Origin of the sequence: Rhizobium sp. LjRoot98 (assembly GCF_964252935.1) — a bacterium.
GTDB lineage: Bacteria > Pseudomonadota > Alphaproteobacteria > Rhizobiales > Rhizobiaceae > Pararhizobium.
In genome coordinates, this window is sequence record NZ_CAXUPW020000031.1 from 1 (window position 1) to 13,334 (window position 13,334).

At 59.3% G+C, this 13,334-nt stretch carries 10 protein-coding genes and 1 pseudogene; 9 read left to right on the top strand and 2 right to left on the bottom strand.

Going from position 1 to position 13,334, the window contains the following annotated elements; genetic code table 11:
• The 9 genes from ACSQ3J_RS30830 to ACSQ3J_RS30870 form a co-directional block, all read left to right on the top strand.
• Positions 1-310, top strand: a 310-nt coding sequence (locus tag ACSQ3J_RS30830; protein ID WP_436041092.1) for a carboxyl transferase domain-containing protein, incomplete at its 5' end; no start/stop codon positions are given.
• 75 nt (positions 311-385) lie between these two features.
• Positions 386-2,389 carry an acetyl-CoA carboxylase biotin carboxylase subunit gene (locus ACSQ3J_RS30835; RefSeq protein WP_436041093.1) on the top strand — a complete coding sequence of 668 codons (2,004 nt, stop codon included), beginning with the start codon at positions 386-388 and terminating at the stop codon, positions 2,387-2,389.
• A gap of 948 nt (positions 2,390-3,337) precedes the next feature.
• Positions 3,338-5,479 carry a methylmalonyl-CoA mutase gene (scpA, locus tag ACSQ3J_RS30840; protein ID WP_436041094.1) on the top strand — a complete coding sequence of 714 codons (2,142 nt, stop codon included), beginning with the start codon at positions 3,338-3,340 and terminating at the stop codon, positions 5,477-5,479.
• A 463-nt stretch (positions 5,480-5,942) separates the two neighbouring features.
• A complete protein-coding gene (gene rnk, locus ACSQ3J_RS30845; RefSeq protein ID WP_436041095.1) occupies positions 5,943-6,365 on the top strand; it encodes a nucleoside diphosphate kinase regulator in 423 nt (140 codons plus the stop codon).
• Between the two features lie 223 nt (positions 6,366-6,588).
• The gene (locus ACSQ3J_RS30850; protein ID WP_436041096.1) at positions 6,589-7,128 is read left to right on the top strand and encodes a transcription elongation factor GreAB; all 540 of its coding nucleotides are present in this window, start codon (positions 6,589-6,591) and stop codon (positions 7,126-7,128) included.
• A 233-nt stretch (positions 7,129-7,361) separates the two neighbouring features.
• A complete protein-coding gene (gene gdhA, locus ACSQ3J_RS30855; RefSeq protein WP_436041097.1) occupies positions 7,362-8,711 on the top strand; it encodes an NADP-specific glutamate dehydrogenase in 1,350 nt (449 codons plus the stop codon).
• A gap of 390 nt (positions 8,712-9,101) precedes the next feature.
• Positions 9,102-9,893 (top strand): hypothetical protein, encoded by a 792-nt coding sequence (locus tag ACSQ3J_RS30860; protein ID WP_436041098.1) that lies wholly within the window; start codon positions 9,102-9,104, stop codon positions 9,891-9,893.
• Between the two features lie 90 nt (positions 9,894-9,983).
• Positions 9,984-11,081, top strand: coding sequence for a carboxynorspermidine decarboxylase (nspC, locus tag ACSQ3J_RS30865; protein ID WP_436041099.1), 1,098 nt, complete (start codon positions 9,984-9,986; stop codon positions 11,079-11,081).
• Between the two features lie 37 nt (positions 11,082-11,118).
• Positions 11,119-12,360 carry a saccharopine dehydrogenase family protein gene (locus tag ACSQ3J_RS30870; protein ID WP_436041100.1) on the top strand — a complete coding sequence of 414 codons (1,242 nt, stop codon included), beginning with the start codon at positions 11,119-11,121 and terminating at the stop codon, positions 12,358-12,360.
• Between the two features lie 183 nt (positions 12,361-12,543).
• On the opposite strand, the pseudogene ACSQ3J_RS30875 reads toward ACSQ3J_RS30870, so the two are convergent.
• Positions 12,544-12,903: pseudogene (locus tag ACSQ3J_RS30875) on the bottom strand (N-acetylneuraminate epimerase); the annotation flags it as partial.
• Positions 12,904-12,973: 70 nt separating this feature from the next.
• On the bottom strand, positions 12,974-13,334 hold a 361-nt coding region (locus ACSQ3J_RS30880; RefSeq protein WP_436041101.1), incomplete at its 5' end, for a transposase.

Sequence of the window (13,334 nt, forward strand, 5' to 3'; positions counted from 1 at the left end):
CATGGCGTCGAAACATATCGGCGCCGACATCAACTATGCCTGGCCGACCGCCGAGATCGCAGTGATGGGCGCCAAGGGTGCGACCGAAATCCTCTACCGCTCCGAGCTTGGCGACGCCGGCAAGATCGCCGCCCGGACGAAGGAATACGAAGAGCGCTTCGCCAACCCCTTCGTCGCCGCCGAACGCGGTTTTATCGACGAGGTGATCATGCCCCACTCATCGCGCCGCCGCATCGCCCGCGCTTTTGCTTCACTCAGGAACAAGCGCAAGGAACAACTATGGCGAAAACACGATACGATACCGCTATAGTGTTGGCGCAATCCATCCTCTAACCAAACCGGGGATGACGGAAGCAAAAGCAAGATTGAATAGATCGAGAAGAAAATGATTTCGAAAATTCTCATTGCCAATCGCGGCGAGATTGCCTGCCGGGTGATCAAGACGGCGCGTAGGATGGGCATCAAGACGGTTGCGGTCTATTCGGACGCGGATGCCGGTGCGCTGCATGTCTCGATGGCCGACGAGGCCGCGCACATCGGGCCGTCGCCGTCGAACCAGTCCTATATCGTCATCGACAAGATCCTCGAGGCGATCAGGAAGACAGGCGCCGACGCGGTCCACCCCGGCTACGGTTTCCTCTCGGAGAACGCCGCCTTTGCACAGGCGCTGGAAAAGGCCGGCGTCGCCTTCGTCGGTCCGCCGGTTGGCGCCATCGAGGCGATGGGCGACAAGATCACGTCGAAGAAGTTGGCGGCTGAGGCCGGCGTTTCCACCGTACCCGGCCATATGGGCCTGATCGCCGATGCCGAAGAGGCGGTTAAGATTTCCGCCGCGATCGGTTATCCGGTGATGATTAAGGCATCGGCCGGCGGCGGCGGCAAGGGCATGCGGATCGCCTGGAACGATGCGGAAGCCCGCGAAGGGTTCCAGTCCTCGAAGAACGAGGCGAAGGCATCGTTTGGTGACGACCGTATCTTCATCGAAAAGTTCGTCACCCAGCCGCGTCATATCGAAATCCAGGTGCTCGGCGACAAGCATGGCACCGTGCTTTACCTCGGCGAGCGCGAATGCTCGATCCAACGGCGAAACCAGAAGGTTATCGAGGAAGCCCCGTCACCGTTCCTCGACGCGGCCACGCGCCGCGCCATGGGCGAGCAAGCCGTGGCATTGTCCAAGGCGGTCGGATATCATTCGGCCGGAACCGTCGAGTTCATCGTCGATGGCGACCGCAACTTCTACTTCCTCGAAATGAACACCCGCCTGCAAGTCGAGCATCCCGTCACCGAACTGATCACCGGCATCGATCTGGTCGAGCAGATGATCCGTGTCGCATCCGGCGAAAAGCTGTCCTTCGGCCAGGATAATATCAAGCTCAACGGCTGGGCGATCGAAAGCCGCCTTTACGCGGAAGACCCTTACCGCAACTTCCTGCCCTCGATCGGCCGCCTCTCCCGCTACCGGCCGCCGGCTGAAGGCAAACGCGCCGATGGCACCGTTGTGCGCAACGATACTGGCGTCTTCGAAGGCGGCGAGATCTCGATGTATTACGACCCGATGGTCGCCAAGCTTTGCACCTGGGCTCCTGATCGCCTGACCGCTATTGACGCGATGAGCGCCGCACTCGACAATTTCGAGGTCGAGGGCATCGGCCATAACCTGCCGTTCCTCTCGGCGGTCATGCAGCACGAGCGGTTCCGCTCCGGCAAGATCACCACCGCCTTTATTGCCGAGGAATTTCCGGACGGCTTCCATGGTGTCGAGCCGGATGTGGCGTCCGCGCAGAAACTGGCCGCCGTGGCCACCCTGGTGCATCAGGCGCTGCAGGAGCGGGCCGCGCAGATTTCCGGCACCATCGGCAATCACCGCCGGGTGATCGGCAAGGACTGGGCCGTCACCTTTGCCGGGCAGGAGCATACTGTGACGCTCGATGCGTCCGCCGATGGCGCTTACGCCCGGCTGGCCGATGGCAGCGCCCTCACCGCTGCCGGTGACTGGACGCCCGGCCGCAGCCACGCCAATTTCAATATCGATGGCACCGTGATGGGCGTGAAGATTGATCTTGTTGGCACCGGCATTCGTCTGCGCTGGCGCGGCATCGATATCACCGCTCATGTGCGCAGCCCGCGTGTTGCCGGGCTGGCGCGGCTGATGCCGAAGAAGCTGCCGCCGGATACATCGAAAATGCTGCTATGCCCGATGCCCGGCGTTATCACTGCCGTCACGGTTGTTACGGGCGAGACCGTGGAAGCCGGCCAGGCGCTGGCAACGGTCGAAGCCATGAAGATGGAGAATATCCTGCGCGCCGAGCGGCGGGGTATCGTCAAGCGTGTGGCCGTTTCGGCAGGCGCCAGTCTCGCCGTTGACGAGCTGATCATGGAGTTCGAATAATGGCCGCGCCGGCAATATGCGTTGCTGGGTCGAAGGCGGCGGCATGCTCCCTCTTCTCCCCAACGGGGAGAAGGTGGCCCGAAGGGCCGGATGAGGGGGAGCCACAAACTCCGAACCTACCCTGCCGCCCCTGAATTATGTTGGCGGCCGGGCATATAAATTCCCGTCACCGTGAACGAAAACAACGGCTTCAGAGAAATCGAATGGTCTTTCATCCCCGCCCAGAGCATCCGTGTCATCCTGTGTCCATCCCGCCATCGGATACGCTGCCAGGCGTGGCAGTCAGGCGGGACCGGCGCCGGGTGCAAGGGGATGACGCAAATCCTGGCATCGGGGGTCTGCGGAAAATGGTCTCCCTCCGGCGACACGGGAGAAGCGGACAGGTTACGGATCGACCCTCCTGCTTCCGATGCCCGAAAGAGCGCGCCGGGCGTGCCTGCGCGGCACACAGGGTGGCAAACGGAATGGTTTCGCCGGACGCATCAAAAGTCCGTCCGATTTCTCTTCTATGTCTCGGATTTAACCCGAGGACGAGGACATCGGAGGCACCGGCGGCGGCCAGGTGGAGCGTTGCCGATAAATTGGTTCGGCCGGGCTCCATCGGGTCACACGAACACCATTCCAGCGAGCCACCTCAGAGAGACCCAAGTCGCAGGCATAAACCGCTGAACGGGGTGCTGAAAGGTGCCATCTCTTCTACTCTCTCGCGGCAGCTTCCAGCGCCCCGTCCGAGTGTCGTTGCAGCAGCCCCACGGCGCGGATCGCGCGCGTGGCTAACGGCAGTTGAGGCAGGCTTCTACCCCCCCCTTGAGAGGGGAGGTCGCCGCAAAGCGGCGGGTGGGGGTGATGGTCAGGGACGTTTGAAGCGTCACCCCACCCCGGCACTGCGTGCCGCCCCTCCCCCTCAAGGGGAGGGTGTACGTTCGATCGATGCAAGGAGACTTTCCCATGTCCGATAACAAAACTCTCGCCGACTGGGCAGCCCTTGCCGAACGCGAGCTGAAAGCCTCGCCCGACAGCCTTACCTGGCAGACGCCCGAAGGCATCGCGGTCAAGCCGCTCTATACCGAAGCTGATCTGGAAGCCGCCGGTCATCTCGGCTCGCTGCCAGGCCTTGCGCCGTTCACCCGCGGCCCGCGCGCCACCATGTATGCGGGGCGGCCCTGGACGATCCGGCAATATGCCGGCTTCTCCACCGCCGAAGCCTCGAACGCGTTCTACCGCAAGGCGCTGGCGAGCGGCCAGCAAGGTGTCTCCGTCGCCTTCGATCTCGCCACCCATCGTGGCTACGATTCCGACCATCCACGTGTCGTCGGCGATGTCGGCAAGGCCGGCGTGGCGATCGATTCCGTCGAGGACATGAAGATCCTGTTCGACGGTATTCCGCTGGAAAAGATCTCCGTGTCGATGACCATGAATGGCGCCGTCATCCCGATCCTGGCCTCGTTCATTGTTGCCGGCGAAGAACAGGGCGTGCCGCGCGCGCAGCTGTCCGGCACGATCCAGAACGACATCCTCAAGGAGTTCATGGTCCGCAACACCTATATCTATCCGCCGGAACCCTCGATGCGGATCGTTGCCGATATCATCGACTATACGGCGCGCGAAATGCCGAAGTTCAACTCCATCTCGATCTCCGGTTATCACATGCAGGAGGCAGGCGCGACGCTGGTGCAGGAGCTGGCCTTCACGCTTGCCGACGGCCGCGAATATGTCCGCGCCGCCATCGCCAAGGGATTGAGCGTCGACGAATTCGCCGGCCGCCTGTCGTTTTTCTTTGCCATCGGTATGAACTTCTTCATGGAAGCCGCCAAACTGCGCGCCGCCCGCCTGCTCTGGACCCGCATCATGGAAGGCTTCCATCCGAAGAAGCAGTCCTCGCTGATGCTGCGAACCCATTGCCAGACATCCGGCGTGTCGTTGCAGGAACAGGATCCTTACAACAACATCATCCGCACCGCCTTCGAAGCAATGTCGGCGGTTCTCGGCGGCACCCAGTCGCTGCACACCAATTCCTTCGACGAGGCGATCGCGCTGCCAACGGAGTTCTCGTCGCGCATCGCCCGCAACACGCAATTGATCCTTCAGCACGAAACCGGCGTCACCAAGGTCGTCGATCCCCTGGCCGGCTCCTATTATGTCGAGAGCCTGACGGCCGAGTTGGCCGATAAGGCCTGGGCATTGATGGAAGAGGTGGAAGCACTCGGCGGCATGACAAAAGCCGTTGCCGATGGCCTGCCGAAGCGGCTGATAGAGGAAGCTGCCACCCGGCGCCAGGCCGCTGTCGACAAGGGCGAAGAGGTGATCGTCGGGGTCAACAAATACCGGCTGGAGACCGAGGACGACCTCGACATTCTCGACATCGACAATGCCGCCGTTCGCACCGCCCAGATCGGCCGCATCGAGGAAACGCGCAGACGGCGCGATACGGCTGAAGTAAATGCGGCGCTGGCGGCACTGACGGCCGTTGCCCGCGCCGGCGAAGGTAATATTCTCGAAGCCGCCGTCACGGCCGCCCGCGCCCGCGCCACCGTCGGCGAAATCTCCGATGCGATGCGTGCCGTGTTCGGCGATCACAGCGCCGTACCCGACGTGGTCAGCGATATCTACGGCAATGCCTACAAGGACGAGCCGGAACTGGCGACGCTGTCTGCCCGGCTTTCCGGCTTCTCCAAATCGACCGGCCGCAAGCCGAAAATCATGGTGGCCAAGCTCGGCCAGGACGGCCATGACCGTGGCGCCAAGATCATCGCCTCGGCGTTCGGCGATATCGGTTTCGAGGTGCTCGCTGGCCCCTTGTTCCAGACGCCGGAGGAAGCGGCCGATATGGCAGTCGCGGCAAAGGTGCATGTCGTCGGCATGTCGTCGCTCGCCGCCGGCCACAAGACGCTGGCGCCGCAACTGATCGAAGCGCTGAAGGCCAAGGGTGCGGCGGATATCGTCGTCGTCGTCGGCGGCGTCGTGCCGCGCCAGGATTACCAGTTCCTGCTCGACCACGGCGTCGCCGCCGTTTTCGGGCCGGGAACCAACGTCATGGAAGCCGGCCGCGCTGTCATCGATTTGCTCGAAGGCAAATTGCGCAACGCCTGAGGCGACCCGCAAAAAAGCCTATACGAACCGCTTCCTTTCATCGTGACGATCGGAGAACGAACACGTGCCGCCTTCTACAAGACCGAACGGGGAACTGACCCTGCGCACATTAGCCATGCCGGCAGATGCCAATGGATTTGTTCTATCGATTAGAAACAGTGAAGTGAACCCGGCAGCTGCCTCACTTGACAATCCGCGAAAATAAGCCAACCTGTCGCGATGAAACCGACGCACGCCCATATGTTGCTCATCCTTTCCCATCGGGGTTGCCCGATCGCAGGACTGTAGCCCCCGGCCCGGCGTGAACGCCCCGAGCGCGGGGGCGGCGTGACCATCAAAAACTCCACAGATCTTATTGTTCCAGACCGGGTTCGAACGGCTGGACGCAAATCACTCAGGCAATCCGCTGGTGCGCGATGCGTTAACCGCGCGGCTGCTGAGGGTGGTGTCAGGAACCTAAAAAATGACAACCAATGAATTTAATCCTCGTCAGAACAAACCGGTGATCGTCGTCAGCGACGTCGATGAGGCACGACTGAGTGGCCTTGCGGCCACGGTAGCCAACCGGATGCCGGATCTCTCGGACGACCTGCTCACCGAATTGGAGAGAGCAAGGGTCATCCCGCATCATTTGATGCCGGAGAAAATTGTTCGCATGGGCTCAACCCTGGAATACGCCGCTGACGACAGCCAAAAACGGCAGGTGACATTGGTCTATCCCGGTGATGCCGACATCGCCCAGGGTAAAATCTCAATTCTCACTCCGATCGGGACTGCCTTGATCGGACTGTCGGAGGGACAATCAATCGATTGGGCGGCCCGTGATGGGCGACGGCACCGCCTGACGGTGATCACCGTCTCCAACGTGGTCGAGACGACAACCTAGCAAGGCAGGCTCACCATGGCTGCACAGGTCCGCATCCGACACTGGCGGATGAGATCGATGACAGGTAGGGGCGACCACGACTGCGGCGCTTTCCGACCGAGTGAGTGCCTTATCGCAGGGGCCTGACCCCTGGCTCAGAGAATGGGCCAGGGGAAACATTCACCATGTCTGATCAACGTTTGGCGCGGGTGCCATCTTGGCTCGATTCCGCGGGAGATTTCCCATGTCCAGAGAATATTTTTCCCAACTGACCACAAAAGACGTCTTCATCTTGACGACGATTCTGGAGCGATACGACAATCAAGCAGATGTTTTCGCGACGCTTCTTCGCGAGAAACTCAACCAAGCGACGGTCTATTTCCGCGACGATATTCCCGGCGATGTCGTGACATTGAACAGCCGCGTCACCTATCGGCTAAACGGGCAAATTAAAGGTCCCCATCTGGTGGTCCAATGCCAAGGCGAGGACTTGCCGGACTATGCCGTGTCGATCCATACGCTCTGCGGGCTCAGCCTGCTGGGCCTGGCAGAGGGGGAAAAGACCGCGATCGAAAACAATGGCAAACGGCAAACCATTTTTATTGAGGCGGTAGAGTGTCAACCTGAGGCAAACTTACGGCTGCGCGAGCAGGATGCTGCTTTCTCCCGCCCCCAGCGCCAGGCCGTTGATCCATCGCCGCAGGTGCTGAAGTTTCAACCGAAGCAAAAGCCTGTAACTGCGCGGCGCCCAGACGACGACGACCCGGGTCCGTTTGCGGCCTGAATGCGGACGCCGCCCCTCCCCGTTGAGCGGGCGGCGAACCGTGAGGGCGATAATTCCCGTGCTTCACCGCAGCCTGACAGCTAGCCAATTGGCCTTCCCAAGGTGAACGCAGCCCTCGCTTTTGTGCATTTGCACTGCCTCTGGGCACATTTTTCTGGAGTTGCTCAAAACATACGCTATCAACGCCAGGTCGCTCACTTTTTGGGCATCCTTGACGTTATTGGAGAAAATGATTGGTCCGCGTAGACGAAAAACTTGAGCCGATTCTGAACGAGGTTATCCGCCGCAACGCCGGTGAACTCGAATTTCATCAGGCAGTTCGCGAAGTGCTGGAAAGCCTGGGCCGCGTGGTGGCCAAACATCCAAAATATATGGACAATGCGCTGATCGAGCGGATTTGCGAGCCCGAGCGCCAAATCATCTTTCGCGTCCCATGGGTCGATGACAAAGGTCAGGTGCAGATCAATCGCGGTTTTCGCGTCCAGTTCAACTCTGCGTTAGGTCCCTACAAGGGCGGCATACGGTTCCACCCGTCGGTCAATGTCGGAATCATCAAGTTTCTCGGTTTCGAACAGACCTTCAAGAATGCGCTGACCGGCATGCCGATCGGTGGCGGCAAAGGTGGCTCCGATTTCAATCCCCGTGGCCGTTCAGACGGCGAGATCATGCGGTTTTGCCAGTCGTTCATGACCGAACTTTATCGCCATATCGGTGAATATACGGACGTTCCCGCTGGTGACATCGGCGTCGGTGGACGTGAAATCGGCTACATGTTCGGCCAGTACAAGCGCCTGACCAACCGGTACGAAGCCGGCGTGCTCACCGGCAAGGCTCTGTTTTATGGCGGCTCGCGCGCTCGCAAGGAAGCGACGGGTTACGGCGCCACGTATTTCGTTGAAAGAATGCTGGCAACAAAGGGCCACGCTTTCGAAGGCAAGCGGGCGGTCGTTTCCGGGTCCGGCAACGTGGCTATCTACACCATGGAAAAAATCATGGAATTCGGCGGCAAGATCATGGCCTGCTCGGATTCGGGCGGATACATCGTTGACGAGAGCGGTCTGGACCTTGAACTGATCAAAGAGATCAAGGAGACCCGTCGCGCGCGTATATCCGAGTATGCGCGATTGAAGGGCACCGGTACTCATTATATCGAGAATGGCTCCATCTGGGATGTGCCTTGCGACATCGCCATGCCCTCTGCAACGCAGAACGAGCTGACCGGCAAGGACGCAAAGACACTGGTGAAGAATGGCGTTATCGCCGTCGGCGAAGGCGCCAATATGCCATCGACACCGGACGCCGTGCGCATCTTCCAGGAGGCCGGGGTGTTGTTTGCGCCGGGCAAGGCCGCAAATGCCGGTGGCGTTGCGACTTCCGCACTGGAAATGCAGCAGAATGCCTCGCGCGACAGCTGGACATTCGAGCAGACCGAGAAACGCCTGGCGACGATCATGCGTGACATCCATGACCGATGCGCGGAAACCGCCACGGAATATGGTGCCGCAGGCGATTATGTGCTCGGCGCCAACATCGCTGGATTTGTCCGAGTTGCCGAAGCGATGGACGCACTCGGCGTGATTTGACGATCGATTTTGGGTGACTTTCCGTGCGCGAGAACCATCGTCACCCAAAAACATCGACGAACATCAGGGATGTTAAACGCCAAAATTCCTGGCACTGGCTCCCATGAAACGAAACTTGACTTCCTGGCTTCGGCATCTACGATAAGGCCATGATGCCACTCAACCATCATCCGAGACGGGAGCCTCTACGTCTCAAAGCGGGAATTTAGCCCGGACGGGGTAGCCTCGTTCGGGTATCGCTTTTTCGTATCGCATGCTCCGGCATGTTGACCACATGAGTGCGGCTGATTGGAATGTCCTTCTGACATCTCAGCCGATTGAAGGCAAAGAAGCCCGAAATTGCAGGTTCACATGGGATGCTCTCACGAAGGTGCTAGCTGGCACGCTGGCGTGCTCAGCCAATCGCAAATTTCCGAAGCTTTGGAGGAAGACGTTGACGCGCTGAGCGAGCTCCTGGCATATCCGCCTTTCAACCAGTTCGCCCGCCAGGAACACGACGGCAGCACCCGTTGCCTAACCCTTTCCGCCGCAATGAGAGCAAATCTTTCGATCGCTCATGCGCTTTGGAGACAGGCGAAACTATCGAGCGAAGTCGCTGCCCAGGTCGTGTCCAGCTGCCCGCAAATTGGCGCCTCTGTCGCAGCGATCACCGATTTCGAGCACAATCAAAGTCCTGGGCTTGCTTCGCATCATCATGAGAGACCTGATCCCTTCCGGCTTTTCGATCCCGTTGCCGACGAGATGCTGCCCATGCAGGTGACGGATGAGTATCTGGACCTTGTCGATGACCGGTTTCTTTTGTGGCGCAGGCCTGAAGTCGAGCCGGTGGTGACTGCGGCAAATCTCCACGCGCGTTCACGACGCGTTGCCAGCGACCCGCATGACTGTGTTGCCCGTCAAGAACTCCTGCAGCAATTGGCGGGACTAAATCGATCTGTATGTCACGATCGCCTCTGGCTTGGACGGGTTGCCGACGGGACTTTTCTGCCACAAGCGCACGACAACGGTAAAGATGATCGCTTACCGAGCTCTGTTTTCGAAAGGCCCTCTTCCGCGGCCTCGACACTGGAGATGAATTACAGGACCAAGATATCTGTCAACATATCCCTCGCTGCACGCATCATGAAACGGCGAGCGCTTGGACTCAAGGTGCGCATTGCGAATGCGCCGCGGCCCTGGTGATTTTCCTCAATATGCTTCGAAACCAGGGCATCACAACTCGGCCCCGTGTTTTCGTTCCCCTGCCCTTTTGACCTCAACGCCGGAATGCCCATGATTAAAACACCATACTATCTGATCGACGCCTCAAAGCTCATCCGCAATCTGGAGAAGATTGCCTATGTAAGAGAACAATCCGGCGCCAAGGCCCTGTTGGCATTAAAGTGCTTTGCGACGTGGTCGGTCTTCGACATCATGTCCGGCTACATGGATGGAACGACCTCGTCGTCCCTGTTCGAGACCCGCCTCGGTCACGAGCAGTTCGGTGGAGAGACACATGCCTACAGTGTCGCTTATGACGACAACGAGATAGACGACGTCATCGCGCATGCCGACAAGATCATCTTCAACTCGATCTCCCAGCTTGACCGTTATGCCGCAAAGGCGGCCGGCATACCCCGCGGCCTTCGCCTCAATCCGCAGGTCAGTTCGTCCAGCTTCGATCTTGCGGACCCTGCCCGGCCGTTCAGCCGGCTGGGCGAATGGGATACCGACAAGGTCGAGACGGTAATGGACAAGATCAGCGGGTTCATGATCCACAACAACTGCGAAAACAAGGACTTTGCGCTGTTTGACAGTTTGCTGGCGCAGATCGAAGAGAAATTCGGCTCGCTGCTCGGTCGCGTCGATTGGGTGAGCCTTGGGGGCGGCATCCATTTTACCGAAGACGATTACCCGATCGACGCCTTCTGCGCCCGCCTGAAGGCATTTTCGGACCGCCACGGCGTGCAGGTCTATCTGGAGCCCGGCGAAGCCTCGATCACCGGCAGCACGACGCTCGAGGTGACCGTGCTCGATACGCTTTACAATGGCAAGCATCTCGCAATCGTCGACAGCTCGATCGAGGCGCATATGCTCGATCTGCTGATCTATCGCGAAAGCGCCAAGGTCTCGCCGAATGAAGGCCCGCACAGCTACCTGATCTGCGGCAAGTCGTGCCTTGCCGGTGATATTTTTGGCGAATTCCGCTTTCCGGCCGAATTGAAGGTTGGTGATCGCATCTCCTTCCAGGATGCCGCCGGCTACACCATGGTCAAGAAAAACTGGTTCAACGGCGTCAAAATGCCGGCGATCGTCATCAAGGATCTCGACGGAAACGTCAGGACGGTCCGCGAATTCACTTACGCGGACTACAAGCAAAGCCTCTCCTGAGGCCATTCAACACACTACCAAGGAGATATCCCCGGAAATGAAAAAGAACGTTCTCATCATCGGCGCCGGAGGCGTGGCTCAGGTTGCGGCACACAAGTGCGCACAGAACAGCGATGTATTGGGAGACATTCACATTGCATCCCGCACGGTGGAGAAATGCCGCAAGATCGTCGAATCCATCCATGAGAAAAAGAGCCTGAAGACGGGCGTGAAACTCGAAGCGCATGCGCTCGACGCCATGGATGTGGAAGCAACGAAGGCTCTCATCATCAGCACCGGATCCAAGATCGTCATCAATGTCGGCTCGGCCTTCGTCAACATGTCGGTGCTGCGCGCCTGCATCGACACGGGCGCGGCCTATCTCGATACGGCGATCCACGAAGATCCCAGCAAGATCTGCGAGACGCCGCCGTGGTATGGAAATTATGAATGGAAGCGGGCGGCAGAATGCGAGGAGAAGGGCATTACAGCCATTCTCGGCATCGGCTTCGATCCCGGCGTCGTCAACGCCTATGCAAGGCTGGCAAAGGACGAGTATTTCGACACGATCACCGATATCGATATCATTGATATCAATGCCGGCAGCCATGGCCGATATTTCGCCACCAACTTCGACCCGGAGATCAACTTCCGCGAATTCACAGGAACGGTCTACTCATGGCAGAAAGGGGCCTGGCAGACGAACAAGATGTTCGAGGTCGGTCAGGAATTCGAACTGCCTATCGTGGGCAAGCAGAAGGCCTACTTGACCGGTCATGACGAAGTCCACTCGCTGTCCAAGAACATGGATGGCGCCGATGTACGGTTCTGGATGGGTTTCGGCGATCACTACATCAACGTGTTTACCGTGCTGAACAACCTTGGGCTTCTCTCGGAACAACCGGTGAAGACCGCTGAGGGACTTGAGGTCGTGCCGCTCAAGGTCGTCAAGGCCGTGCTGCCCGACCCGACATCCCTCGCCCCGGATTATACCGGCAAGACCTGCATCGGCGATCTCGTCAAGGGCATGAAGGATGGGACGGAGCGCGAGGTATTCGTCTACAACGTCGCAGACCACAGGCAAGCCTTCGAGGAAGTTGGCTCGCAGGGAATTTCCTACACGGCGGGCATCCCGCCAGTCGCTGCCGCACTGCTGGTCGCCACCGGAGAGTGGGATATCAGAAGAATGGCAAACGTCGAGGAACTGCGCCCTCGGCCGCTGCTTGAACTCCTGCATGGCATGGGGCTTCCGACACGCATACGCGACGAGAATGGTGATCGCGCTTTAGCGCCGCTTTAAAGGCGGCAAAAGGCGCTCGATTGCCTTAAGAATGACGGGATGATCACCGGTCTCCGACCGGTGATCATCCCGTGCGTCGCGCTGTGACTTGCAGGTTGCAGTGGTGAACGCCTGCCGAGGCAGGTCAGACCGTTCAGCTGCACCCGAACTGGCTCAGTTCTCGACCGACGGATTCTTGCCATCCTATTTGAGCAGGAAGACCTCATTGCGGGGTTTGCCCTCGCTGTCTTCCCCACCTACGAGAAGAACGCCGCCGGGTACGGCAAACGAGGCGCCGTAGGCCAACCCGTGTGGCAGCTTGCCCACTTGCTTCCAGCCGTTGCCGCTGAAGGCGTACACCTCGTCGCGCCAGCTCTTTTTCAGGCCCTCATGGGCAAACCACTTCCCCGCCGCAGCATTGGCTTGCGCGCCTCTGAAGTTGGCGCCGCCGGCCACAAGGACGTCATCGCCGGCAACTGCGGCATAGGCACCGGCCACCCCCTCCTGCAGCTCCGACCCGGAAATGGCCGGTAGATCGGCGAGTTTCTGCCAGGACGCTTCTTTCTCCTTGACCTGCTGTCAATCGGCTCGGAATGTTGACCCCTTGGGGATGCGGATAAAAACTTGGACTGATTTATACGGTTAGGCCAAGGCTTTCTCGATATTCGACCGGACTGCGTGAGCCCAGTGATAATTTGATGCGCTTTTCATTGTACCATCGGATGTACGCATCAACCTCGCGGACAAACTGCTCGATTGTGATGCTCTTCCAGTCCCGAGGGTAGAAGAGTTCCGTTTTCAGTCGTCCAAAGAAGCCTTCGCACGCGGCGTTATCTTGGGAACAGCCTTTGCGGGACATTGAACGAACCAGCTTCGCATCGCTGATCCGCGTAAGCCAGCCGGGCCAGCGATAATGGGCGCCGCGATCCGAATGAACGATCGTCTTGCCTTCGGCGTCGGTAACTGTCTCGATGGCGGCGTCGAGCATCGTGTTA